Raw genomic sequence first — 24,112 nt, 5'->3', positions numbered from 1 at the left:
TGCGGGCATTTCGCGCCTGAGGTTCTGGCAAGCCTTCAATCTCTCGCTCCGCCCGGCCCCTCACCCCAACCCTCTCCCCGGAGGGGAGAGGGGGCTGGAGGTTTTCGCGGGTGCACAGCACTTCTCCCTCTCCCCTCCGGGGAGAGGGCGGGGTGAGGGGCGGGTGCTCGAGAATGCGTCGCATCGTGCGGGCATTTCGCGCCTGAGGTTCTGGCAAGCCTTCAATCTCTCGCTTCGCCCGGCCCCTCACCCCAACCCTCTCCCCGGAGGGGAGAGGGTGCTGGAGGTTTTCGCGGGTGCACAGCACTTCTCCCTCTCCCCTCTGGGGAGAGGGCGGGGTGAGGGGCGGGTGCTCGAGAATGCGTCGCATCGTGTGGGCATTTCGCGCCTGAGGTTCTGGCAAGCCTTCAATCTCTCGCTCCGCCCGGCCCCTCACCCCAACCCTCTCCCCGGAGGGGAGAGGGGGCTGGAGGTTTTCGCGGGTGCACAGCACTTCTCCCTCTCCCCTCCGGGGAGAGGGCGGGGTGAGGGGCGGGTGCTCGAGAATGCGTCGCATCGTGCGGGCATTTCGCGCCTGAGGTTCTGGCAAGCCTTCAATCTCTCGCTCCGCCCGGCCCCTCACCCCAACCCTCTCCCCGATGGGGAGAGGGGGCTGACTGAGGCGGTTTTCTTTTCAGCGCAAAATCCACTGCTGCGGCGCCAGCCCGTTGTCCGTCCACAGTTGCAGCTGCGTGCCATGCGTGGTCGAGCCGGCCGGATCGTCCAGCATCAGCGAGCCGGATGCCTGGTTCATCAGCTTGTAGCTGCCATTGCCCAGATCCATGAACTGCCAGTTCTGGTTGGCGTTATTGGCGCAGCCCCACAGCGTGACGAGGTTGCCGGGTGAGGTGCTGCCGCCGGTGTTGTCCACGCACAGGCCGGTCTGCTGGTTCTGGATGCTGAACCAGCCGCTGCCTTTGGCGTGCACGATCCAGTTCTGCACCGGCGCGTTGTTGCAGTCCCACAGTTCCGCGCTGGTGTTGTTGGCGGTAGACCAGCCGGTGTTGTCCAGGCATAGCGCCGGCGCCTGCACGCTCTGGAACACGTGCATCGAGCCGTCCGCCGGCAGGCGGTTCCATGCTTCGCTGGCGAAGTAGGTGATGCAGCCGCCGTTGAGGTAGTCCGATGCCAGCTCCAGGATGCTGGAGCCATCGGCCGCGGGAAGCAGTGCCGAGGAGTAGTTGGGGCAGTAGTTGTCGTACGCGCCGGGCACCTGCACTGGCGCGGCGATGGTGTACCAGTTGCCGGTGCCGTCCACGTTGGTGTTGACGAACAGCACCTTGCCATTGGACGCCGACACGCTGCCATTGGATTCGTACATCACCTGGCCGACCAGCAGGATCGCGCCGTTGGCCGACAGCACCGACGGACTCCATTTGTTGAGCGGTGCGTGTTCCAGGTACTGGCCGCTGGCCGTCTGTACCTTGCTGCCCATGTTGGTCGGATCGCCGTAGTTCCAGCCGTCGGTGGAGGTGCGCGAGAACACCGTGCAGGCGGCGGGGCCGCACAGTTCGTAGCTCATGAAGAAATGACCGTTGGGCAGTTTGCTCACCGTGATCATGCCGGGGCGGTCGCCCTGGATGGTGCTGCGCACGGTGTCGCTCTTGTCCTGCCAGGTGCTGCCGTTGTAGCTGCGGATCTGCGCCAGCTTCTGGCTGCAGCACGGGTCGGTCTCGTCGGACCAGAACATCACCAGCGCGCCGTCGCTGGCGACGCTGAACTCCGGCTCCCACAGCCCATGACTGCTGTCGCCGGCGAGTACCGGCGTGCTGTGGTAGGTCCACGACACGCCCTGGTTGGTGCTGACGTAGACCTCCACCGCCGGCGTGCCGCCGGAGAAGTAGGAGGCGGCGGAGATCAGCGTGCCCGCGGCGAGCGAGCCGACCTGCTGCGGAAGTTCGTACAGCGTGGCGCAGCAGCGTTCGGTGCTGCCGGATGCGGTGGGTACCGGACCGAGCAGAGTCCAGCTGGCGCCGTTGTCGGTGCTGCGGAAGATGATCCCGTTGGTACTGGCGATCAGCTGGCCGTAGGTGTTGGCGGGGCCGTGTTCGAGGCGCACGACGCGCGGGTAGAGCGTACTGCCTTGCAGGACGGTGCCGGTCGCGGCATGGGCGGTGCCCAGGGTGACGAGCAGCCACAGAAAACACAGACAGGACCACCAGGAACGAATGCGCTGCATGACGTTCTCTCCGGATGAGTAGGTGGCGTGTTTTGAAAGTGTGGAGCATGCGGGCCGGTGGTCCGGCCTCGTGTTGAAACTCTTCTCCCCGCCGGGGAGAAGGTGCCGACAGGGTGGGGATCGAGAAAAGCGACGGGGCGGGACAAGCTCTGCCTTTGCCTCTTCTACGCTTCGGCCGACCCCTCACCCCAACCCTCTCCCCGGAGGGGAGAGGGGGTTAAAGAGTGGTCAGCGGCCGATCTCGCGCAGCGGCTTGCCTGCCATCAGGTTCCGTTCGATCTGCTCCAGCGTGACGCCTTTGGTCTCCGGCACCAGCCAGAACGTCAGCACGATGAACACCGCGTTGAGCGCGGCGTACAGCCAGAACGTGTTGGCGTTGCCGATGCTGTTGAGCAGGCTGAGGAAGGTATAGCCCACGATCGTGTTGGTGATCCAGTTGGTGCAGGTGGAGACGCCGATGCCGAAGTCGCGGCCCTTGAGCGGCTGGATCTCCGAGCACAGCGTCCAGATCAGCGGGCCGGCCGACATCGCGAAGCCGACGATGAACATCAGCAGCATCGCTACGGTGAAGTACTGCTCGGTCTGGCCGTTGATGCCGCCATGCATCATCGCGCCCACCACGCCCAGGCCCACGGCCATCACGGTGAAGCCGGTGTAGAGGATCGGCTTGCGGCCCCAGCGGTCGATCAGGGCGATGGCGATGAAGGTGGCCAGCACGTTGGTCAGGCCCACCAGCGCGGTGAACCACATCTGTGCGGCCGTGTCGTAGCCCATTTCCTTGAAGATGCGCGGCGCGTAGTACATCACCACGTTCATGCCGGTGAACTGCTGCATGAGCTGCAGCAGCGCGCCCAAGTACACGGAGCGGCGGAAGTTGCGGTTCTCGGTGAACAGGTCCCAGCTGCGCTGCGGGGTCTTGAGCTGCTCCTGGATGTCGGCAGCCTCGCGCGCCACCACGACCTCGTCGCCACGCAGGCGGCGCAGCACCTCGATGGCCTCGTCGCGGCGGCCGCGCATCATCAGCCAGCGCGGGCTGTCGGGCAGGCCCAGCACGCCGAGCAGGAACAGCGCGCCGGGAATAGCGATGATGCCGAGCATCCAGCGCCAGGCACCGTGATAGCTGAAGGCGGTGTCGGAAAGGAAGGCCACCAGGATGCCGATGGTGATCATCAGCTGGTAGGTCGAGATCATCGCGCCGCGGATATGCTCCGGCGCCACTTCGGCCAGATACAGCGGCGCGGTGAAGGTGGCCAGGCCGATGGCCAGGCCCAGGATCACGCGCGCGGCGATCAGCGTCTCCGGCGACCAGGCCACGCCGCACAGCAGCGAGCCGATGACGAACAACACCGCGCCGAGGATCAGCGAACGCTTGCGGCCCAGATGCGAGGACATCCAGCCCGCACCCAGCGCACCGGCGGCGGCGCCGAGCATCATCGAGCTGACGATCATTTCGATCATGTGATCGCTGATGGCGAACTCCGCCTTGATGAACTGCGTGGCGCCCGAGATCACGCCGATGTCCAGCCCGAACATCAGGCCGGCCAGCGCGGCGAGCACACAGGTGTAGATCACGGTGCCCCGGGTCCGGGCGGTGGGTGATGCGATGACTTGGGAATTCATGGACGGGACGACCTCGCTTGCGTGAATGGATGACCGCCAGGTGTGGATAAACAGATCAGGCGCGACGGGATGGTTCCGGCGGCCTGCCGCGAAAGCGCGGCTCGGGCAGGCCGGCGACGCCGGGCTCGACCGCGAACAGCGCGCCGGCCAATGGCTGCGCCGCCAGCGCCTCGGCGGACAGGCCGTCGCGCGCGCTGGTGATGTAAAGCGTGTCCAACCGCGGGCCGCCGAAGGCGGGGCGAGTCGGTTGCGTGGCCGCTACCTCGATGACGCGGTCGACGCGGCCGTCCGGTGCGTAGCGCAGCACGCGGCCCAGGCCCCATTGCGCGTTCCACAGGAAGCCTTCGGCATCGATCGCCGAACCGTCCGGTTCGCCGCGCGGATCGTCTTCGCGCGCGAACACGCGCGGTTCGCCGCAGCGGTCGCCGTAGTCGCAGGCATGGATCAGGCGCGAGGGCGAATCGCAGAAATACATCGTGCCGCCGTCGGGGCTGAAGGCGATGCTGTTGCTGATGCTCACGCCGGGCAGGTTGAGGCGTTCCAGGGTGAGGTCGGTGTTGAGCCGGTAGAAGGCGCCCACCGGCTGGCGCGTCTCGCCCGGACCGGGCTCATGCAGCGTGCCGAACACGAAACGGCCCTGGCGATCGCAGGCGCCGTCGTTGAGGCGGGTGGGCAGGCCCGGTTCCACGTCCACCAGCGGCAGCAGCGTCTCGCTCTGCGGATGGAAGAAGGCCAGGCGCGAGGCGAGCCCGAGCAGCAGCCAGCCGTCCGTCTCGCACAGCGCGAGGCAGCCGAGGCGCTCGGGCATGTTCCATTGCCGCAGCGCGCCGCTGGCGGGCTCGAGGCGCCACAGCACCGCGGCGTGGATGTCGGTCCAGTACAGCGCCTGCTCGCGTTCGCTCCACAGGATGCCTTCGCCGAGCGTGTTGGCGGCCTCGTGGACGAGGTGCGCGTTCATACCCAGCCGCCGTCGACGAGGAAGGACTGGCCGGTGCACATGCGGCTGTCGTCCGCGCCCAGGAACAGCGCGGCGCGTGCAAGGTCTTCGGCCATCAGGTATCCGGGCAGGCATTGCGTGCGTTCGATCTCCGCTTCGCCGTCGGCATCCAGCCACAGGCGGCGTTGTTTCTCGGTGATCACCCAGCCGGGCACCAGCGCGTTGATGCGGATGCGCTCGCGGCCAAGCTCGCGCGCCAGGCCGTTGACCAGGCCATGCACCGCGGACTTGGCCATGGCGTACATCGGATAGCCGGCGTTCTTCTTCATCCAGCCGGTGGAGCCCAGGCAGATGACCGAGCCGCCGCCGAGCGCGCGCATGTCATCGCGCACCGCCTGGGTGGCGAAGTACTGATGGCGCAGGTTGATGGCGATGCTGCGGTCGAACTGCTCGCTGGTGGTGTCGCCGAAGCGGTGGCGCACATCGTTGGCCGCGTTGTTCACCAGCACGCCGACCGGGCCGTGCGTATCGCGCGCGACAGCGACCGCCGCGTGCAGGGCGTCCAGATCAGTGACATCGCAGGTAATGAATGTGGGCCGGTGGCTCTCGCCGGCGAGGCTTTCGGCCAGCGCCTGGCCATGCTCGCGGTCGATGTCGATGAAGGACACGCGCGCGCCCTGGCGCGCGAAGTGTTCGACGAAGGCGGCGCCGATGCCGGTAGCGCCGCCGCTGACGAACACGTGGCGGTCGCGCAGGCTCGGATAGGTGGCGTACTGGTTCATGCTCACCACTCCGCCACGCTGCCGTCGGCATGGCGCCACAACGGATTGCGCCAGCGGTGGCCGAGCTTGGCGCGCTCGGCGACGTACTCTTCGTTCACCGTGACGCCCAGGCCGGGGCCGGTAGGCATGGTGACGTAGCCGTCCTGGTAGGCGAACACGTTGCGGTCGGTGACGTAGTCGAGCAGGTCGTTGGACGCGTTGTAGTGGATGCCCAGGCTCTGCTCCTGAATGAACGCGTTGTGGCACAGCGCATCCAATTGCAGGTTGGCGGCCAGCGCGATAGGACCGAGCGGGCAATGGAAGGCGACCGCCACGTCGTAGGCTTCGGCCATCGCCGCGATCTTGCGCGTCTCGGTGATGCCGCCGGCGTGCGAGGGATCGGGCTGCAGGATGTCCACGCCGCCGGTCTCGAGCACGCGCTTGAAGTCGTAGCGCGAATACAGGCGCTCGCCCAGCGCGATCGGCGCGGGCGAAATGGAGGCCAGCTCGGGGATGCATTCGAGGTAATCCGACAGCACCGGTTCCTCGATGAACATCAGCTTGTACGGCGCCAGCTCGCGCATCAGCACCTTGGCCATCGGCTTGTGCACGCGGCCGTGGAAGTCCAGGCCCAGGCCGATGTTCGGCCCGACCGCGTCGCGCACCGCCTGCACGTTGGCGAGCACGCGCTCGACCTTGTCGTGGCTGTCGACGTACTGCATTTCCTCGGTGGCATTCATCTTCACCGCGGTGAAACCGCGCGCCACGGCTTCCTTGGCGGCCTGCGCAGTGTCGGCCGGGCGGTCGCCGCCGATCCACGAGTACACGCGGATGCGATCGCGCACCGGGCCGCCGAGCAGGTCGTATACCGGCCGGCCCAGATCCTTGCCTTTGATGTCCCACAACGCCTGGTCGATGCCGGCGATCGCGCTCATCAGGATCGGTCCGCCGCGATAGAAGCCGGCGCGGTACATCACGCTCCACAGGTCCTCGATGTGGCGCGGGTCCTTGCCGACCAGGTAATCGGAGAGCTCATCGACCGCCGCCGCGACGGTCTGCGCTCGGCCCTCGACGACCGGCTCGCCCCAGCCGCTGATGCCGGCATCGGTATCGATGCGCAGGAACAGCCAGCGTGGCGGCACGAGGAAGGTGGTGAGGCGGGTGATCTTCATGCACGGGGTCCTTGCGAATCAGCCTGGAGATGCCGCCAGGCGTCGGCGAAAGCGCGCGCGCGGGCGGCGACTTCGCCGGCCGGGCGGCCGGGTGCGTACAGCGACGAACCGATGCCGAAGCCGGCGGCGCCGGCGGCCAGCCACGGCGCCATGGTGTCCGGCGCGATGCCGCCGACCGGCAGCACGGCGACCTGTCTGGGCAGCACCGCGCGCCAGGCTTTGAGCACGGCGGGCGTGAACTGCTCGGCGGGAAACAGCTTCAGCGCATCCGCACCGGCGGCGAGCGCGGCGAAGGCCTCGGTCGGCGTGGCCACGCCGGGCACGCAGTAGAGGCCGGCCTGCTTGGCCGCACGGATCACCGCGACGTCGGCGTGCGGCATCACGATCAGGCGGCCGCCGGCGTCGGCGACGTCCTTCACCCGCGCCGGATCCAGCACCGTGCCGGCGCCGATCAGGTAATCGTTGCCCAGCGTGTCTGCCAGGCGGCGGATGCTCACGCAGGGTTCGGGCGAATTGAGCGGCACTTCGAGCACGCGGAAACCGTTGCCGGTCAGCGCATGGCCGATATCGACGGCTTCGTCGGGATGCAGGCCGCGCAGGATCGCGACCAGCGGCAGGGATTGCAGCCAGGTATTCATGAAGTGGAGGCCGTCGCTTGCGGGGAGACGAGGGCGGCCGCGGCGGCGATGCGCCACAGGCCACGGGCGGTGGTGGCGTCCGGCGCGCGCTCCAGGCGCAGGCCGAACACATCGGCGGCGCGCAGATAGCGTTGGCACAGCGCGTCCTCGCCGACCATCCAGAGGACGTCGTGCGCATCGGCCCAGCCGGCGGCCAGCGCCATGCGCAGTTCTTCGCCGATCAAGAGGCCGGACAGGTAATCGGGCACGGAGGATGGCGCGAGCACGCCGTCGAGCATCAGCACGCGCGCGGAGAACAGTCGCGACAGCACGCCGGCCGCGCCGCTGTCGCGCGCGGCGGCGACGCCGCGCAGGAAGGCCGCGTCGTCGTCGCGCGCTTGCGGCAGTTGCGCGCCGAGGATGGAATGCTGGCGCAGCAGGCCGTACAGCTCGCCGGTCATCACCGTGGCAAAGCCCACGACTTCGCCGCCGTGCAGCCGCACCCATTTACTGTGCGTGCCGGGCAGCAGGAGGTGCGTGGCATCGGGTTGGCGCGCGAGCACGCCGACGATCTGGGTTTCCTCGCCGCGCATCACATCGGGGCGTTGCGGATCGCGCAGGCCCGGCACCAGGTGCACGACATAGCCATTGGGCGCATCCAGGCGGGTGAGCTGGCGTGCGAGGCGGTCGATGCTCGTGGGCGTATCCAGGTAAGGCGCTTCGAGCCAGCCGTTGCGACTGCCGACCATGCCGCAGGCGAGTACCGGCAAGGCCGGCCAATCGCGCGCGGCCAGGGCGAACGCTTCCGGAAAGCCGCCGGCAGGCAACTGGCGGATGCCGTGGGGCAGGGCACGCGTGTCGAGCACGGCACCGCCCTGGTCGAACAGGTAGGCGCGCAGATGGGTGCTGCCCCAGTCCAGGGCGATCAGCGCGGCGTTCACGCGGAGGTTTTCCGGCGGGCGCGCGTGCGGCTGCGGCGCAGGTTGTCGCGCGAGTCGGCAATCATCGCCAGCATCGCCTTGCGCGCCACTTCCGGCTGCTTCTTGCGGATCGCCTCCAGCACCTGCTGGTGATACGGCAGCGAGTACTTGAAGTTGCTGGCGCTGCGCGAGGACAGGCTGAAGAAGGTGCTCAGCGCGGTTTCCACCACTGCGAACAGCGAATGCAGCAGTTCATTGCCGGTGGCGTGTAACACGGCATCGTGGAAACGCAGGTCGGCCTCGTTCCATGCTTCGAGCGTCTGCGACGCATCCATCGCGCGATAGGCCGCATCGATCTCGGTCAGCTGCACGGCCGTGCGATGGCGCGCGGCGGCGGCGGCCGCGGCCGGCTCGATCAGCTCGCGCATCTCCACCAGCTTGTCGACGAAGTCGTCGGCCGGCATGGACGCGCAGCGCCAGGCCAGCACGTCGGCATCCAGCTGGTTCCAGTAGCGTTCTTCCTGCACGCGCGCGCCGACGCCGGTGCGCGAGGCGATCAGCCCTTTGGCCGACAGCACCTTCAGCGCTTCGCGCAGGGCGGTACGGCTGACGCCGAGCGTTTCGGCGAGGGTCTCTTCGCGTGGCAGCACTTCGCCGGGTTTCACCTGGCCGCTGACGATGCGCTGGCCGAGTTCGTGCATCACGTGTCCATACAAGGTGCGAACGGCGAGCGGCTTCTTCATGCAGATCCTTAGAAAAGATTCCCCGTAAGTCTTTCGGACGAGAGGGCGGCGGTGCCGCTCGTCGCCTGACGTTCCCTCGCGTCAGGTCCAATTGTCATACAAACGGACTATAAGCACTTCGCTCGCATCCCGACAAGCGCCACGCCGCCGTCGGCATCGCCGGACGCAAAACCTTCCTCCGGAGCGCATGACGCATTGCGAAATTTCCCATGTCGATTGTGAAAAACGCAGCGACGTAAACAGGCACGTAACGCAAGCTGCAGGGCCTTTCGCGCGCCTTGAGCGAGGTGCTGCACCAGCGGATGTTGCATTGCGCAAGGCCGAAAAAGAGTGCGTCGGCTCACTTGCACGATAATCATACAATGTGGTTGCATGCCCCGTCCCGTAAGGGTCTCGTAAGGGGAAGAAGACACATGCGACAGGCAGTGCTGCTGGGTTCCTTGCTAGGTGCGATGACGATGGCGATAACAGTGCAGGCGACGGAAGCGAAGCGCGAAACCTTCGGCGCGATGCCCGACGGCAAGGCGGTGGAGGCGGTAGTGCTCGACAGCGGGCATGGCGTGCGCGTACGCGTGATCGCCTATGGCGCAAGCCTGCAGGAGGTGATCGCGCCCGACCGCGACGGCAAAGGCGCCGACATCCTGCTGGGCTATGCCAGGTTCGACGATTACCTGAAGAAGCCGCAGTACTTCGGTGCCACCGTGGGCCGCTATGCCAACCGCATCGCCAAGGGGCGCTTCATGCTCGACGGGCATGCCTATCAGGTGCCGGTCAACGACGGGCCCAATTCGCTGCACGGCGGCAACCAGGGTTTCGACAAGGTGCTATGGGCCGTGGGCGACGTGAAAAGCAGTGCGGATGGCGCCAGCGTCACGCTCACTCATGTCAGTCCCGACGGCGACATGGGCTACCCCGGCAAGCTCACCGCGACGGCCATCTATACGCTGGACGCGCACAATCGCCTGACCATCGAATACCGCGCGACCACCGACAAGCCCACCATCGTCAACCTGACCAACCATGCCTACTGGAACCTGGCGGGCGAGGGTTCGGGCAGCGTGATGGAGCAGCGGCTGACGATTCCCGCCGAGACCTTCCTGCCGATCGATGCGACCTCGATTCCGCTGGGCGAATTCAAGCCGGTAGCGAATACACCTTTCGACTTCCGCCAGGGCAAGCCGATCGGCCGCGACATCCGCACGCCGGACTCGCAGCTGCTCAACGGCCGCGGCTACGACCACGATTTCGTGATCGCGCGCGACGTGGCCAAGGAGCCGCGGCTGGTGGCGAAAGTCGAGGACCCCAAGTCGGGCCGCGTGATGATCCTGAAATCGACCATGCCGGGCCTGCAGTTCTATTCCGGCAACTTCCTCGATGCCACCAGCGTGGGCACAGGCGGACATGTGTACCGCCAGGGCGATGCGTTCGCGCTGGAGCCGCAGTTCCACCCGGATACGCCCAACCAGCCGGCTTTCGGTTCGGCGCGACTGGCGCCGGGGCAGGAGTATCGCCACACCATCGTGTACGAATTCGGCACGGAGCCGGTGCAAGGCAAGCGCTGACGCTCGCGTAGAGCCCGCCTGCAGAGACAGACATCTAGGACGCCCGGCGACGGGCGTCACGGGGCCGCTTTGTCCCTCGCGGCCGAGCACAACCGACGCCGCCATCGCATCCGGCGGCCGTGACTGACGATAAGGGGAGTACCGGATGAAGCATGCACTGATGGCGACGGCGCTGGGCCTGGCGGTCCTGTTCGCGACGCCTGCCTTCGCCCAGCAGGACACCGCCGCCGCGCGCTGGACGCCGGCCCAGGCCAAGGCGTGGTACGCGAAGCAGGCATGGCCGCTGGGCAGCAACTACGTTCCCGCCAATGCCATCAACGAACTGGAAATGTGGCAGGCGGCGACGTTCGACACGGCGCGCATCGATCTCGAACTGGGCTGGGCGCAGAAGCTGGGCATGAACACCATGCGCGTGTTCCTGCACGATCTGCTGTGGCAGCAGGACGCGGCCGGCTTCAAGCAGCGCATCGAACAGTTCCTGGCCATTGCCGACAAGCATCACATCAAGCCGATCTTCGTGCTGTTCGATTCATGCTGGGATCCGGAGCCCAGGCTGGGTCCGCAGCATCCGCCGATCCCTGGCGTGCACAACTCCGGCTGGGTGCAGAGCCCCGGCGTGGCGCTGGCCGATCCGAGCCAGTACCCGCGCCTGGAGTCCTACGTGAAGGACATCGTCGGCAGCTTCGCCAAAGACTCGCGCATCCTGGCCTGGGACGTGTGGAACGAACCGAATAATCCCGGCGGCGGCAACTACGACGCGAGGGAGCCGAAGGACAAGTTCGACCTGGTCGCCAAGCTGCTGCCGCAGGTGTTCGCCTGGGCGCGCGGCGCCTCGCCCACGCAGCCGCTGACCAGCGGTCTGTGGGAGCACGATGACTGGTCCGACCCGGCCAAGCTCGATGCGGTGGAGCGCACCCAGGTCGAGCAGTCCGACGTGATCAGTTTCCACAACTACGGCTGGCCGGAAGATTTCGCGCGGCGCGTGAAGCAGCTGGAAGGCTACGGCCGCCCGCTGATCTGCACCGAATACATGGCGCGCGGCAACGGCTCGACCATCGATGGTGTGCTGCCGCTGGCCAAGAAGCTCGACGTCGGCATGGTCAACTGGGGTTTCGTCGACGGCAAGTCGCAGACCATCATGCCGTGGGATTCGTGGCAGCGGCCGTACACCTTCCAGCCGCCCACGCTGTGGTTCCACGATCTGCTGCATGGCGACGGCACGCCGTATCGCCAGCGCGAAGCCGAAATCCTGCGCGGCCTGTCGCACGCCCCGCGCGGCAAGGTGCCGGCGGACGTTGCGACGTATCCGGCCGAGGGCCTGCTCAAGAGTCGCTGATGTTCTTCACCCGATGACGCGGGCCCGCGAGGCGCGGGCCGCGGTTTCTCTTTCTCAACGCATGCCGCCGGCACGCGCCGGGCGCGCTTTACTCCGATGAACGGGGAGGTTTGTCGCATGAACCGCTATCGTATCCCGCTTTCCCTGCTCGCCGTCGCGGTCGCCGCCGCGCTGGCGCCCGCGTACGCCGCCGACAACAACGGCGCCGATCCGCAGCAGGCTACCGACCAGGCCGCGCCGCCGCCCGCGAAGAAGAAGGCCGGTACCGCCGACGAGGCTTCCACGAAGAACGCGGTGAACCTCTCCGGCGTCGTCGTGACGCCGCTGCGCGAAAGCCTGCGCAGCGCGCAGGCGCTCAAGCAGGATTCGCGCATGGTCGTCGATTCCATCGTCGCCGAGGACATCGGCAAGCTGCCCGACAACAGCGTGGCCGACGCCCTGCAACGCATCACCGGCGTGCAGGTGGCGCAGGGCTTCCAGGGCGAGACCAGCTCGGTGGTGATCCGCGGCCTGCCCAACGTGATCACGACCTTGAACGGCCGCGAGATATTCAGCGGGGTGGGGCGCGCATTCGCTTTCCAGAACCTGCCGGCCACCGCGGTGAAGACGGTGCAGGTGTACAAGACCAGCGAAGCGAGCCTGCCCGACGGCGGCATCGCCGGCCTGGTGGACATGCAGCTGTATCGCCCGCTGGATTTCGACGGCGCCAAGGTCGCCGCCACGCTCACCGGCACGCACAGCAAGTACGGCGGCCGCACCGATCCCAATGGAAGCCTGCTCCTGAGCAACCGCTGGTCGACCGACATCGGTGAGTTCGGCGCGCTGCTCAACGTGGGCTACGACAAGCAGCGCTACCAGTACAACGCGGTGTGGGCGGACTTTCCCAAGGTGCTCACCGGCGGCGACGGCCAGCCGATCCGCACCGCCAATGGTGATCTCATCTCCGCGCCCAATGGCTTCGGCGCCGACTACAACATCGGCAGCCGCAAGCGCCAGGAAGCGAACTACGCCTTGCAGTGGAAGCCTAACAAGGACACCGAGGTCTATGTCGAAGGCCTCTACACCTGGGATTCGGATCGCTACAACCAGCCGTTCTATTTCAGCTTCCCGGTGGGCGTGGTCAGCCCGTCGCAGCTGGCGGTGACCAGCAACTGCTACGCCAACCAGCTGACCGGCTCGCCGTACTACGGCCAGCGCATCTGCGACGCGTCCAGCGGCGTATGGACCGGCGATACCTATGCGGCCACCAGTACGCAGGCGCACGAGCAATGGGGCCACGACATCCAGAACTCGATCGGCATGAAGTGGCACGGCGACAAGCTCAACCTGTCCACTGATCTGTCGTTCAATTCCAGCTCGTTCCACGACCAGACCTTCATCGTCGACACCTTCCTCAAGGGGCCGATCACCACCGTGTGGAACGGCAAGCAGAACTGGGGGCTCGGCGGCAATCCGCAGGTGGATCCATCGAACTACTACCTCAATGGCCTGTTCCAGACCTGGAACAACCAGCGCGGCGAGCAGACGGCGTGGCGTGGCGACGGCACGTACGACATCGGCGGCGATTTCTTCCAGTATCTGGATTTCGGCCTGCGCTATTCGAACCACAAGGCCGAATACCGTGGCAGCGTGGAGATCTCCACACCGCCGCCGGGCGGCACCGGCCAGATCGCGCTCAACCCGAACCCCGCCAACCAGGTAGTGGCACGCTTCCCGAGCGGCTATTTCTGCAACCAGCCGACCACCGACGCGATTCCCACGACGTGGCTGAGCGGCTGCTACAACTTCCTCACCAATAACGCCGACGCGATCCGTGGCTTGTACGGCCTGCCTGCCGGCCTGGCGCCGGAAAATCCCGGCCGCTTCTATCACATCCAGGAGAAGTCGTACGCCGGCTACCTGCAGCTCGGCTACGGCGGCGAACTGTTCGGACTGCCATACGACGGCCTGGCGGGCATGCGCGTGGAGCGCATCAAGCGTCATCTGGATGCCTATTCGTTCGATGCGTCCTCAGGCGTGTACTCGCCGCTGTCGGCCTCGACCAGCGCGCCGGTCTATCTGCCCAACCTCAGCTTCAACCTGCATCTGCGCGAGGATTTGCAGTTGCGTCTGGTGGCGGCCAAGACGGTGACTTATCCGGGCTTCGGTGCGCTCAATCCGTCGATCTCGCTCAACCCGGGCACGATCAACCGCGCCGGCGCGGCGAGCAGCGGCAATCCCAACCTCAAGCCGATCCGCAGCAACAACTACGACGCGTCGCTGGAGTGGTACTTCGCGCCGGGCAGCTACCTGAGCGGCGGCCTGTTCTATCGCGACATCAACGGCTACATCCAGAACTACATCACCGATGTGACCATCGGTGGCCAGCCCTACCAGCTCAACTCGCCGCAGAGCGCGGGCTCGGGCCATCTCGACGGCGCGGAACTGGCCTATCAGCAGTTCTTCGACTTCCTGCCCGGCCCGTGGAGCGGGCTGGGCGTGCAACTCAACTACACCTACATCCAGGGCTCCACGCGCTCGCCGCAGGTGATCGGCGGCCCGGTGCTCACCTCGCCGCTGCAGAACGTGTCGAAGAACAACTACAACGCCGTGCTGATGTACGAGAAGTACGGCTGGTCCGCGCGCCTGGCTTACAACTACCGCAGCCGCTATATCCAAGGCTTCAACCAGCCCACGGTGGCGGGCGTGAACGACGAGGTGAAGCCGGCCAACCAGCTGGATTTCTCGCTGGGCTACGACGTCAACCCCAACGTGACGGTGGTGCTCAACGCGACCAACATCCTCGGCGCCGACCTGCACCAGTACTGGGGCAGCGGCGATTCGCGGCCGCGCGACATCCGCTACCAGGACCGCACGGTGGGCCTGGGCGTGCGGTTCAAGATGTGATGTACCGGATGTGATTCCTCCCCCGGACGGGCGGCGGTTGGCGTGTGCCGTCCCGTCCGGCTTTTTCTCTTGGGGGATATGGACGGGAGAGGATATGAAGCAGTGTTGGCTGGCCTTGGCCCTGAATGCGGTGCTGTTCGCGGCGCCGGGCGCATGGGCCGATGAGGAACGCGTCGTCGGCGAGCGCATCGCCGGCGGTACCGGCTATGCGTCGATCGTGCGGACCGGGCATGGCGATACGGCTGACCGCGAGCGCCTGCTGATGGTGTTCGAGCAGGACGGCATGGACGGCGTCCCGCTATGGGAGAGCCGCGATGGCGGCGCGCACTGGCGCTTCCTGATGAACGTGACGGACCAGCCCCATGCCGGCGACCGCCGCTGGCAGCTGCGCTGGCAGCCGCACATCACCGAACTGCCGCGCGCCACCGCGGACCTGCCGGCCGGCGCGCTGCTGCTGTCGGCCAACGCGACACGCAACGACGATAAGGGCCGCGTGTACGTCGAAGACCTGCAGATGTATGTGTCCATCGATGGCGGCAAGAGCTGGCGCTATCGCAGTTCCATCGTGCAAGGCGGCGGGCGCCCGGAGGACAAGGACAACAAGGGCGTGTGGGAGCCCAACGTGCATCTGCTGGACGATGGACGGCTGGTCGCCTACTACTCCAGCGAGCAGCACAAGGCCGAAGGCTACAACCAGCTGCTGGCGCACAAGGTGTCCGCCGACGGCGGGCGCAGCTGGGGCAAGGAAGTGTGGGACGTGGCGATTCCCGGCGGCGTGCAGCGTCCCGGCATGGCCATCGTCGCGCGCCTGCCGGACCAGCGTTACGCGATGACCTACGAGAACATCGACGGCCCGCGCAACGGCCAGGTGTTCATCAAGTTCAGCCGCGACGGCCTGGATTGGGGCGACCCGCAGCGCCATGGCGAGGCGGTCACGACTTTGTCGGGCTTCTGGCCTTCGGCTTGTCCGGTGGTGCAGTGGTTCCCGCAAGGCGGGCCGGAGGGCGTGATCGTGGTGTCGGCGCAGCGCGCCGGTGGCGGCGGCGACGAAGGCGGGCGCACGTTGTACTGGAACAACGCCTCCGGCCGCGGCCCCTGGTGGGAAGTGCGAGCACCGGTGCAGAAGCGCAGCGGCAATATCCACGCCGGCTGGACGCAGGCACTGCTGGCGCGCGACGACGGGACATTCCTGCACGTGACGTCTTCATCGGTGGACAGCGCGCCGGCGGATGCGCGACGCAACGAGATGCTCGGCGCGATCGGCGCGCTGCGTTTCGACCGCTATGAAGCGGAGGATGCGCAGCTCAGCGACGCTGTGCCCGTACCCGACCCGGCCGCATCGAACCGCCGCAAGGCACGGCTGGGACAGGGCAGCGAAGCGCGGCTGCGCTTCGTGATCAACGCAACGGCGGGCCCGCACACGCTGCGTCTGCGTTTTGCCGACCTGGGGCTGCCGGCGGTGCCGACGTTATCCGTCAATGGCGCGCGCGCACCGGCGACGATCGCCAGGACCGGCGACGGCGCGGCGCTGGCGACGGTCTCGGCCACCTTGCTGCCGGGCTTCAACACCATCGACGTGGAAGGCGGCGCGCACGCGCTGGACGTGGACTATCTGCAACTGGACGGTCAGGCGCCGGAAGGAAAGGGGCCATGATGCGTTACGCGATGCTGCTGGGCCTGTTGCTGGCTGGCGCCGTGCAAGCGCAGTCGCCCGGCACACCGGTCGGTCCGCTGCTGCCGTCCGGCCCCGATCCCTGGGTGACTCAGCGCGACGGCGTCTATTACTACATGCACACGATGCGCGACCGCATCGCGCTGTGGGCGACGCGCGACATGGCGAAGCTGGGCGAAGCGACGCCGGTGACGGTGTGGCGTGCGCCTGCCAAGGGCCCCAACTCCACATCGATCTGGGCACCGGAGCTGCATTTCCTGCAGGGCAAGTGGTACCTCTACTATTCCGCCGCGGACAAGGCGCACGATGACGACGCGCATCGCCATGTGTTCGTGCTGGAGAACGCCTCGCCCGATCCCACCAAGGGCGAGTGGATCGACAAAGGCATGCTGCGCACCAGGCACACCGGTATCGACGGCACGGTGTTCGAACATCGCGGCGGGCTGTATTTCGTCTACTCCGCCTATGTGGACGATCACAGCGATCTGATCATCGCTTCCATGCGCAATCCCTGGACGCTGGATGGGCCGGAAGCGGACATCGCCGCGCCGACCTTTGCCTGGGAAATGCAGGGCGATCGCAAGATCCTCGAGGCGCCGGAATTCCTGGCGGGCCCGGGCGGCAAGGTCTTCCTGAGCTATTCGGCGAGCGCGTGCTGGTCGGACGGCTACGCGATCGGACTGTTGAGCGCCGATGCCGCGACGGACCTGATGGACCCGGCATCGTGGACCAAGGCCCCCGCCCCGGTAGTGGCCAGTTCGCCGGAACACCACGTGTACGCCACCGGGCACAACGGCTTCTTCAAGACGGCCGACGGGCAGGACTGGATCATCTATCACGCCAACGGCGGGCCGGACTGGAAGTGCACGGCGAAGCGGGCGCCGTATATGCAGCGGTTCGGGTGGGACGGCGAGGGACGGCCGGTATTTCGGTCGCGGTAACGCCGGACTCTGGTGCTACGGTCACGGTCGAAGTCGCGCCGATGGGATGAGGGGAGCGAGCCTCAGCGCGGCGCTGGCGTGTGAGATCTATGGGGGCTTTGCGTCATTGCCCGCTTGCTGCCATGCGCTTGCCTGCTATCCGCTGTAGCCTTCCATCCTGTAGATCCCACCGGAGCGAAGGAATGCTCAAGCGACTCGTACTGTTTTGCGCTGCCCTGTTGCCGCTGGCCGTGGGTGCGGAGGTTGAAAAATACGCCACCGTCTGCGAGACGAGGATCTGCTTCTACTGGTGGCCCAAGGTATCGCCCATTCCGGGTTGGCATCACGACCAGGAGCAAAGCATCCATCAGAGCGCCAATGTCTGGGTGCCAGATGGCGAGAGCTTTGCCGATGCCCGGGCGGTCATGTATGCCAAGGCGATCTACCGGCCGCGCGAGCCGGAACTCGATTCACTGCAGGCGCTGATCAAAAGCGACCATCGCTTCTTCCTGGAGCATGAGCCGGACATGGTGATCACGGAGGGGCCCGTCCTGCGCACGGCCGACGGAAAGGCATGGCGGTCCTTCGCCTTCGTGCCCGGCAATCAGGGAAATTGGGAGCGCGTGGCCTATGGCGAAGAGGGCGATTACTATCTCGTCTTCACCCTTAGTGCTCGCGACAAGGCGTCGTACGAACGACTGGCTCCTCTCTTTGCGTCATGGATCGAGCGTTACCGGAAGACACCGTGAGCATCACGCTGTTTCTCTGCCTGTGGCTGGGCGTGCTGGTTTTCGTGGCGAGTTTCGCCACACTGTCGATCACCTTGAATCTGCGGCTGCGCCGTCGTTACCCGAGCGTCTATGAAGCGGTTGGCAAGCCGCGGTTGTTTTCGCGCTATCCCGATTTCCTGTGGGAGCTGCCCGCGCATCGGGCCGTCCTGAGCGAGGGCGACTGGCGGCTGCGCACATGGCTGGTGTGGCTGCACGGGCTGGGCGTGGTGGCCGCGCTGGCTGTGGCGATCTGGTCCGCGTGGGATATCTTCACGGCGCATCCGCCGTCACGGCCATGAGCCGTCAGGTCAGCGTGGCGGTGTCCGGCGTCGCGGCCCACGCAACCTGGTTGCGGCCCTTGCGCTTCGCGTCGTAGAGCGCCGCATCCGCCGCCGTGAGCATCGCCGAGGCATCCGCATAACCGGCCAGTGCGGTGGATGCGATCCCCGCGCTGATGGTGACGAAGCCGCGCACGCCGCGCACATGCAGAATGTGCAGCGTTTCGACGCGGCGGCGCAGTCGCTCCAGGGCCTCGCCCGCCGCTGCGGGCGCATAGCCGGCCATCAGTGCGATGAACTCCTCGCCGCCGGTGCGGGCCAGCGTCACGCCCGGCATGGCGGCGGCTTCGCCGGCCAGGGCGCGCGCCACCGAAGCCAGGCACTGGTCGCCGGCAAGGTGGCCGTAGGTGTCGTTGAAAGCCTTGAAGCTATCCAGATCGAGCATCGCCACCGCCAGCGGCTCGCCGCGCTCGCGCGCATCGGTCCATTCGCGATCGAGCACGCGCTGGAAACCGCGGCGGTTGAGCAGCTGGGTGAGGTCGTCGCGCAGGGCGGCGCGGCGCAGGCCGTGCTGCAGGTGACGCAGCTCTTCTTCGGTAGCCATGTGCCGGCCCAGCACGAGCGTCGCGCGCAGCGCATAGGAGGCGATGCCGACGATCAACGCGCCGATGGCCAGTGCCGGGTGTCGATGCAGGTGGCCAAAGGCGAGCAGGCACAGCGCCACGCTCAGCACGAACGGATTGACGGCGGCGGCCAGCAGCCGCACCAGTGGCGAAGGCCGGTAGCCGCGCAGCCAGTCGGCGCGGCGGCGGCTGATCAGGATGCCGGCCAGCACGAACGGCACGCTCAGCAGCAGCTCCGGCACATACGACTCGCTGGACAGGACGAAGCGGTTGTGCGCGGCCGGCGCGAACAGTTCGATCCAGGCGAACGCGGTCAGCACCACGAAGAATCGCCGCTCGTCGCGGCGGCGCGTGCCGGCCAGGCGCAGGCTGGCAAACAGCGCGACGAACAGCGCCATGGCGTCGAACATCCACATCACCGCGCGGGCCTTGGACGCATCGGCATCCGCGCTGGCGACCAGCTCGTGCACCAGCAGATAGAACAGCGCCGCGATGAATACCGCCAGCGCCGCATCGACCGCGCCTGCCCACCGGTATAGCGGCGCCACCGGGTTGTAGGCCGCGGCGACGGTGAGCAGGAGGCTGCTCAGGCAAAAATAGAAGGTGGGATCGGAGGCGACCAGCGTGCCTTCGGGATTGATCAGCGAATCGGCGAACAGCAGCACGAAGGCCACGGCCTGGGCCAGCAGGGCGGCCAGCAGCAAGCCCCACAGCGGCCGGTTGTGCGTCACGCTGAAGCGGACGCGCCGCAGAGCCAGGAACAGGGTGAAGCCGAGCATCGCCAGGACCAGCGCATAGCTCCAGCTCAGCACGTGTGGAGGCTCGGCGACGGTCACGGCCAGCTGCGCCGTCAGCAGCGGCGCGTAGATGCGCGGGGCGAGGGCCTGCAGCTTCATGGAAAGTCCGGCACGGGCGGCGGTGGCCTTGTCGTCAATTAAGCACGAAAGCCTGAAGGGAGCCAGGGTGTGGCACAGGGCCGGCCATCATCGACGGCGTGATAATGGCGCCAGCGCACGGATGGCCTCTTGCGATGGGTCAACCGACCCGTGGATACCTGCGCACGATCAGCCGATGCGCGGCATCGCGCGCGGCGGCATCGCACGACATGCGCCGGCGATCTCCTACAGACCCGGCACGGCCGTCTGGGCGAATCTGGTCTCGCCCGGCATAACTTCTCCATAGCCACCGGGCATCGGTCGCCGGCCCTGTTTCCTGTCCAACCGGCGGCCACCGGTCCCCCCGCAATGGGGGGACCCCTTTTTGGGGGCGGCGATATTCGCTTTGCTTCGCGCAAGGCCTTTCCATGCCTCGTGCCGGAGCGATCAGCGGTTGCCCACGCCGTCATGGTCGGTGTGTTTGCCGGCCACCTTTTCCTTGAGGCTGGCCGGTCGATCGTCGCCTGGCGCAGCTGCCGGCTTGATCGGCACGCGCCGCCACACCAGCCCGGCGTAGCGCCAGATACGTCCGGTCGAGGCAAACAGGTCGTACCAGCCCAAGGGCGTCGGCCGGAGGGCGGCGCGGAGCGTGCGTGCGTAGTCCAGCACCAGGCCGGGCGTCCAGGCCATGGCCTGGGCGCGCCGCTGCAATTGCGCAGCGACCCATAGTTCGGGGTTGAACATGGCTCGTATCACGGTACCCAGCCCGGCCTGCGAGCCGCCCAGCGAACCTTCCAGTGCCGCCTCCAAGGCGTGCGCCACGGTGCTGGAGCAGTTGCGATGAGTGAGGTTGTAGGTCGTGGTCTGGCGGTAGTGGCGCCAGAACGCGTCGAGTCGCGCGTGGTTGTAGCGTTCGAAGCGCACCTGCGCGGTGGAATCGCACCAGCCGGCGGCTTCGATCGCATAGCTGGGCTGAAAGCGGCCCGGCACGTCGTTGTCCGCGGTAGCGCGCAACGCGCGGGTGAAATCCGCCTGGGAGCGATCGATCTCCTGGGCGGGGTAATGGCTGATGTAGATGTCCGGCGGCGCCTCGAGCGCGGCGTGGCCGGTGGAAATCACGCCCTTGCCGTCGATGGCGGCGATGTAGCGATCGACGACCGGCTGCGGCACGGCGCCATCCGTGACGGAACCGGCCGGCGTCCATACATGCACGACCAGCTCGCCGGCCGTGGCGAGGCCATCGGTGCTGGTGTGGGTAGCCTGCACGGCCAGTTCGCGCGGCAAGTCGCGCGACAGCCACAGCGATACCGCCGCGCCCGGCGGCAGGCTGCGCAGGCGCAGCGCCATCCGGGCCAGCCCGCAGCCGGACAGGAACAGACCCATGCCGATGCAGTAGGGCACCGTGCCGGCGTAGAAGGTCGGCCAGGGTTCGAACATGAAGGCCGCGAAGCCCAGCTCCAGCAAGCCGGTGAGGAACGACAGCGACCAGCCGGCGAAGCGCACGACCAGTGCCGCGGCCATGCGGAACAGCCCGTCGGCCAGAAAGGCGATCCCGAAGACGATCGCCAGGGTCATGCTGGCGCCGTGGCGGCCATCGATGACCAGCAGTCCCAGCAGCAGGAAGACCACGCCGCGTGCCTTGCGCAGTACCACGCGCGTGTCGTTGCCCGATGGCGTGATCGTCAGCGTCACCACCGCCTCGATCAGCAGCAGGTAGCCGAACACGTGAAGCGGGAAGTAGGTCACCCCGTCGAGCGCATCGACGAAGATGGCCGCGCCCAGCAACGCCCACAGCACACCCACGATGGCCAGCGCGATCCAGCGGCGCCGCACCACATCGTTGCCCAGCAACAGCAGGATCAGGCGGAACATGCCTCTGCACTCCTTTCCGTGCGCCTTGCGGCGCGTTTGTCAGGTCTGGCTGCGCGAGCGCCACATGAACAGGGCGAACAGGGCACAGCCCGCCGCGATCATGCCGGGCAGGCCAAAGCGTGCGCTGCCCGCCATCGCGACGCCGGCCACGCTGGGGCCGATCAGCGCGCCCACGCCCCAGGCCAGCCCCATCACCGCATACACGCCGACCAGATCATTGCCCCGGAAGCGGCTGCCGACCATCGCCAGCATCACCGTGTAGATGCCCACGAACAGCCCGCCCCACACGAACACCATGCCGAAGGCGAGCCACAGCTCGCGCAGCGCGAAAGGCCACAGGAGTGCGGTGGCCGCCGAGATCCAGGCGAGCGCGAGGGCCAGCTTGCGCTTGTCCATCTTGTCGGCCAGCCATCCGATGGGAAGCTGCAGCACGATGGCGCCGAGCATCAGGGTCGAGATCAGCTGCATCGCGCGATGCTCGCTCCAGCCCATGCCGGTCGCGTAGAGCGCGATGAAGGAAAGCCCCGCCGTCTCTACGCCGGCATTGAGCACCGTGGTGGCGATGGCGATCGGCGCCAGGCGGAGGTAGCGCACGGGTTGCGCCCGCTCGGGCGCGCCACCGGCTGGCGCCAGTATCCAGGGCGGCAGCACGAACACGATGGCGAACGCGCAGATGACCGCGCCCACCGCGAAGGCCATGCCCCCTATGCCGAGCTGCGAGAGCAGCGCAGGGCCGAGCACCATGCCCAGCGACAGGGCGGCGGTATAGATGGCCATGGTGCGTCCGCGTGAATGCTCGTCGCTGAGCACGTTGGTCCATGTCTCGGACATCACGAACAAGGCTTCGGCCGCCGCTCCGAGGGCGATGCGCAACGGAAACCAGACCCAGGCCACGGGCCAGGCCCGAAACAGCAACAGGAGCACCGCCGACAGCAGCAGCGCCGCCACCGTCAGGCGCCGCGCGCCCCAGCGCGCGGACAGCGCCGGCAGCAGTGGCGCCGCGAGCAATACGCCCAGCGCATGCATGGCCGCGTTGATGCCGATGAACGAACTGGAATAGCCCTTGGCTTCCAGGCTCAGCGCGATGAGCGGTGCGGACAGGCTGTAGGTCAGCCCGAACGTGGTGGCCGCGGCGATCACGGCGGCCATCGAGAGTTGCCGCCGCCAGCGCGTGGGCGCCGCGACCATCGGCGAACCGGTCGAAGCCTCCATCCAGGGATCCTCATCCGCCATCTGTCGGCAACCTGCGGACCTTAGCCCGCGTTTGAGTGAAGGCAAGGTGAGCCCGATCGCGCGCGAGCGGCCTCAACTATCCAGGTGCGGGTTCATCAACGCCTCGAACCAGGTGACGAACGCATCCAGCCGACGCGAGCGCTGGCGACGATGCGGGTAGAGCAGGGCGATCGGCATGGATGCCGGCCGGAACGTGGGCATCACTTCGACCAGGATGCCGCGATCGAGCAGATGCTGGACGTCGAAGCGCGGAATTTGGATCAGGCCCATGCCCGCTTCGCAGCAGGCGATGTAGTTCTCCGCATTGTTGACCACGACCTGGCTGGCCACGCGCATGGTGTGCTCGCGATCGTCCTGAAGATATTCCCAGGGTTGCTCGCGGCCTGTCGTGGGCGAGGCATAGCCGACCATGCGATGAGCCTGCGCCAGTTCGCCGGGGTGGACGGGCGTGCCATGGCGACGCAGATATTCGGGGCTGGCGCAGTTGATCAAGGCAAGCTGGCCCAGCGGATGGCGTACCAGGCTGCTGGCGCTCGGTTCGCCCACGCGCACGGCGCAATCGACGCCTTCGCGCACCAGGTCGATGGCGCGGTCGGTCGAACTGAGGCCGATCAGCAGACGCGGATGCCGGCGCAGCAGGCTGGGCAGCGCCGGCGCCATGAGGCGACGAGCGATGCGACTGGGCGCGTCCACGTTGAGCCGCCCCGCGACAGCCTGGCGGTGCGCGCGGAACATGGCGTCGATGTTCTCCGCGTCAGCGAGCAGCAGCCGGACGCGATCGAGCAGCTGGGCGCCGTCGGCGGTGAGTTGCACGCGGCGCGTGGTCCGGTGCAGCAGGCGGGCGCCCAGGTCGGTTTCCAGCGCCTGGACAGCGGCGGACACGGACGCGCGCGGCAGCTCCAGCGCATGGGCGGCGCGGATGAAGCTGCCCATGTCGGCTACCTGGGCGAAGATGCGGTACTGCTGAAGCTTGTCCATGGGCGTATCCGGCGTTGCCGCCGCGAGTCCGTGTGGCATCGCGGCTGGCCGTGGTGCCGACCGCACGATCGGTCGATCATACGCGGCCGCCAGGGGGAGCAGGCGACGCTCTTGGGTCG

The 24,112-nt window shown here is 67.2% G+C and carries 19 protein-coding genes; 7 read left to right on the top strand and 12 right to left on the bottom strand.

Annotated features, from left to right (window positions below; translation table 11 throughout):
* Nucleotides 1-673: 673 nt before the first annotated feature.
* The 8 genes from ACNR9O_RS13095 to ACNR9O_RS13060 form a co-directional block, all read right to left on the bottom strand.
* Nucleotides 674-2,218 (bottom strand): RICIN domain-containing protein, encoded by a 1,545-nt coding sequence (locus tag ACNR9O_RS13095; protein ID WP_473688197.1) that lies wholly within the window; start codon nucleotides 2,216-2,218, stop codon nucleotides 674-676.
* Between the two features lie 228 nt (nucleotides 2,219-2,446).
* Complete coding sequence (locus ACNR9O_RS13090; protein ID WP_473688199.1) at nucleotides 2,447-3,838, bottom strand: sugar porter family MFS transporter; 1,392 nt, start codon at nucleotides 3,836-3,838, stop codon at nucleotides 2,447-2,449.
* Nucleotides 3,839-3,893: 55 nt separating this feature from the next.
* Nucleotides 3,894-4,796 (bottom strand): SMP-30/gluconolactonase/LRE family protein, encoded by a 903-nt coding sequence (locus ACNR9O_RS13085; protein WP_473688201.1) that lies wholly within the window; start codon nucleotides 4,794-4,796, stop codon nucleotides 3,894-3,896.
* Nucleotides 4,793-5,557 carry an SDR family NAD(P)-dependent oxidoreductase gene (locus ACNR9O_RS13080; RefSeq protein WP_473688203.1) on the bottom strand — a complete coding sequence of 255 codons (765 nt, stop codon included), beginning with the start codon at nucleotides 5,555-5,557 and terminating at the stop codon, nucleotides 4,793-4,795. The genes ACNR9O_RS13085 and ACNR9O_RS13080 overlap by 4 nt, the downstream gene beginning before the upstream one ends.
* Before the next feature lie 2 nt (nucleotides 5,558-5,559).
* Nucleotides 5,560-6,708 carry a galactonate dehydratase gene (gene dgoD, locus ACNR9O_RS13075; RefSeq protein ID WP_473688205.1) on the bottom strand — a complete coding sequence of 383 codons (1,149 nt, stop codon included), beginning with the start codon at nucleotides 6,706-6,708 and terminating at the stop codon, nucleotides 5,560-5,562.
* Nucleotides 6,705-7,346 carry a 2-dehydro-3-deoxy-6-phosphogalactonate aldolase gene (locus ACNR9O_RS13070; RefSeq protein WP_473688207.1) on the bottom strand — a complete coding sequence of 214 codons (642 nt, stop codon included), beginning with the start codon at nucleotides 7,344-7,346 and terminating at the stop codon, nucleotides 6,705-6,707. The genes dgoD and ACNR9O_RS13070 overlap by 4 nt, the downstream gene beginning before the upstream one ends.
* Nucleotides 7,343-8,266, bottom strand: a complete 924-nt coding sequence (locus ACNR9O_RS13065; protein ID WP_473688209.1) for a 2-dehydro-3-deoxygalactonokinase — start codon at nucleotides 8,264-8,266, stop codon at nucleotides 7,343-7,345. The genes ACNR9O_RS13070 and ACNR9O_RS13065 overlap by 4 nt, the downstream gene beginning before the upstream one ends.
* Nucleotides 8,263-8,988 carry a FadR/GntR family transcriptional regulator gene (locus ACNR9O_RS13060; protein WP_473688211.1) on the bottom strand — a complete coding sequence of 242 codons (726 nt, stop codon included), beginning with the start codon at nucleotides 8,986-8,988 and terminating at the stop codon, nucleotides 8,263-8,265. Before ACNR9O_RS13060 ends, ACNR9O_RS13065 begins: the two co-directional genes overlap by 4 nt.
* Nucleotides 8,989-9,401: 413 nt before the next feature.
* Between ACNR9O_RS13060 and ACNR9O_RS13055 the strand changes: the two genes are divergently transcribed.
* The 7 genes from ACNR9O_RS13055 (at nucleotide 9,402) to ACNR9O_RS13025 (ending at nucleotide 18,433) form a co-directional block, all read left to right on the top strand.
* Nucleotides 9,402-10,550, top strand: a complete 1,149-nt coding sequence (locus ACNR9O_RS13055; protein ID WP_473688213.1) for an aldose epimerase family protein — start codon at nucleotides 9,402-9,404, stop codon at nucleotides 10,548-10,550.
* Between the two features lie 145 nt (nucleotides 10,551-10,695).
* Complete coding sequence (locus ACNR9O_RS13050) at nucleotides 10,696-11,886, top strand: glycoside hydrolase 5 family protein (RefSeq protein WP_473688215.1); 1,191 nt, start codon at nucleotides 10,696-10,698, stop codon at nucleotides 11,884-11,886.
* Nucleotides 11,887-12,003: 117 nt separating this feature from the next.
* Nucleotides 12,004-14,772 carry a TonB-dependent receptor gene (locus ACNR9O_RS13045; RefSeq protein WP_473688217.1) on the top strand — a complete coding sequence of 923 codons (2,769 nt, stop codon included), beginning with the start codon at nucleotides 12,004-12,006 and terminating at the stop codon, nucleotides 14,770-14,772.
* A 94-nt stretch (nucleotides 14,773-14,866) separates the two neighbouring features.
* A complete protein-coding gene (locus ACNR9O_RS13040) occupies nucleotides 14,867-16,426 on the top strand; it encodes a carbohydrate-binding protein (protein WP_473688219.1) in 1,560 nt (519 codons plus the stop codon).
* The gene (locus ACNR9O_RS13035) at nucleotides 16,423-17,385 is read left to right on the top strand and encodes a glycoside hydrolase family 43 protein (RefSeq protein ID WP_473688221.1); all 963 of its coding nucleotides are present in this window, start codon (nucleotides 16,423-16,425) and stop codon (nucleotides 17,383-17,385) included. Before ACNR9O_RS13040 ends, ACNR9O_RS13035 begins: the two co-directional genes overlap by 4 nt.
* A 182-nt stretch (nucleotides 17,386-17,567) precedes the next feature.
* The gene (locus ACNR9O_RS13030; protein WP_473688223.1) at nucleotides 17,568-18,113 is read left to right on the top strand and encodes a hypothetical protein; all 546 of its coding nucleotides are present in this window, start codon (nucleotides 17,568-17,570) and stop codon (nucleotides 18,111-18,113) included.
* Nucleotides 18,110-18,433 (top strand): hypothetical protein, encoded by a 324-nt coding sequence (locus ACNR9O_RS13025; RefSeq protein ID WP_473688225.1) that lies wholly within the window; start codon nucleotides 18,110-18,112, stop codon nucleotides 18,431-18,433. Before ACNR9O_RS13030 ends, ACNR9O_RS13025 begins: the two co-directional genes overlap by 4 nt.
* Nucleotides 18,434-18,437: 4 nt before the next feature.
* Here the strand turns inward: ACNR9O_RS13025 and ACNR9O_RS13020 are convergent, their stop codons facing one another.
* The 4 genes from ACNR9O_RS13020 to ACNR9O_RS13005 form a co-directional block, all read right to left on the bottom strand.
* Entirely contained in the window at nucleotides 18,438-19,931 is a 1,494-nt protein-coding gene (locus ACNR9O_RS13020; protein ID WP_473688227.1) for a GGDEF domain-containing protein, read from the bottom strand.
* Between the two features lie 426 nt (nucleotides 19,932-20,357).
* A complete protein-coding gene (locus tag ACNR9O_RS13015; RefSeq protein ID WP_473688229.1) occupies nucleotides 20,358-21,782 on the bottom strand; it encodes an HdeD family acid-resistance protein in 1,425 nt (474 codons plus the stop codon).
* Between the two features lie 39 nt (nucleotides 21,783-21,821).
* Nucleotides 21,822-22,994: an MFS transporter gene (locus ACNR9O_RS13010; protein ID WP_473688231.1), complete on the bottom strand. Its 1,173-nt coding sequence runs from the start codon at nucleotides 22,992-22,994 to the stop codon at nucleotides 21,822-21,824.
* Between the two features lie 93 nt (nucleotides 22,995-23,087).
* Complete coding sequence (locus ACNR9O_RS13005) at nucleotides 23,088-23,993, bottom strand: LysR family transcriptional regulator (RefSeq protein ID WP_473688233.1); 906 nt, start codon at nucleotides 23,991-23,993, stop codon at nucleotides 23,088-23,090.
* Nucleotides 23,994-24,112: the final 119 nt, after the last annotated feature.

The organism is Dyella sp. CR10, assembly GCF_055814425.1.
The sequence above is the reverse complement of the archived record's forward strand: the minus strand, read 5'-3'. Positions and strand labels throughout refer to the sequence as shown.

Excerpts from the sequence above, each read along its gene's own strand:
- ACNR9O_RS13095 (WP_473688197.1), bottom strand. The coding sequence starts at position 2,218 with ATGCAGCGCATTCGTTCCTGGTGGTCCTGTCTGTGTTTTCTGTGGCTG.
- ACNR9O_RS13090 (WP_473688199.1), bottom strand. The coding sequence starts at position 3,838 with ATGAATTCCCAAGTCATCGCATCACCCACCGCCCGGACCCGGGGCACC.
- ACNR9O_RS13085 (WP_473688201.1), bottom strand. The coding sequence starts at position 4,796 with ATGAACGCGCACCTCGTCCACGAGGCCGCCAACACGCTCGGCGAAGGC.
- ACNR9O_RS13080 (WP_473688203.1), bottom strand. The coding sequence starts at position 5,557 with ATGAACCAGTACGCCACCTATCCGAGCCTGCGCGACCGCCACGTGTTC.
- dgoD (WP_473688205.1), bottom strand. The coding sequence starts at position 6,708 with ATGAAGATCACCCGCCTCACCACCTTCCTCGTGCCGCCACGCTGGCTG.
- ACNR9O_RS13070 (WP_473688207.1), bottom strand. The coding sequence starts at position 7,346 with ATGAATACCTGGCTGCAATCCCTGCCGCTGGTCGCGATCCTGCGCGGC.
- ACNR9O_RS13060 (WP_473688211.1), bottom strand. The coding sequence starts at position 8,988 with ATGAAGAAGCCGCTCGCCGTTCGCACCTTGTATGGACACGTGATGCAC.
- ACNR9O_RS13055 (WP_473688213.1), top strand. The coding sequence starts at position 9,402 with ATGCGACAGGCAGTGCTGCTGGGTTCCTTGCTAGGTGCGATGACGATG.
- ACNR9O_RS13050 (WP_473688215.1), top strand. The coding sequence starts at position 10,696 with ATGAAGCATGCACTGATGGCGACGGCGCTGGGCCTGGCGGTCCTGTTC.
- ACNR9O_RS13045 (WP_473688217.1), top strand. The coding sequence starts at position 12,004 with ATGAACCGCTATCGTATCCCGCTTTCCCTGCTCGCCGTCGCGGTCGCC.
- ACNR9O_RS13040 (WP_473688219.1), top strand. The coding sequence starts at position 14,867 with ATGAAGCAGTGTTGGCTGGCCTTGGCCCTGAATGCGGTGCTGTTCGCG.
- ACNR9O_RS13035 (WP_473688221.1), top strand. The coding sequence starts at position 16,423 with ATGATGCGTTACGCGATGCTGCTGGGCCTGTTGCTGGCTGGCGCCGTG.
- ACNR9O_RS13030 (WP_473688223.1), top strand. The coding sequence starts at position 17,568 with ATGCTCAAGCGACTCGTACTGTTTTGCGCTGCCCTGTTGCCGCTGGCC.
- ACNR9O_RS13020 (WP_473688227.1), bottom strand. The coding sequence starts at position 19,931 with ATGAAGCTGCAGGCCCTCGCCCCGCGCATCTACGCGCCGCTGCTGACG.
- ACNR9O_RS13015 (WP_473688229.1), bottom strand. The coding sequence starts at position 21,782 with ATGTTCCGCCTGATCCTGCTGTTGCTGGGCAACGATGTGGTGCGGCGC.
- ACNR9O_RS13010 (WP_473688231.1), bottom strand. The coding sequence starts at position 22,994 with ATGGAGGCTTCGACCGGTTCGCCGATGGTCGCGGCGCCCACGCGCTGG.
- ACNR9O_RS13005 (WP_473688233.1), bottom strand. The coding sequence starts at position 23,993 with ATGGACAAGCTTCAGCAGTACCGCATCTTCGCCCAGGTAGCCGACATG.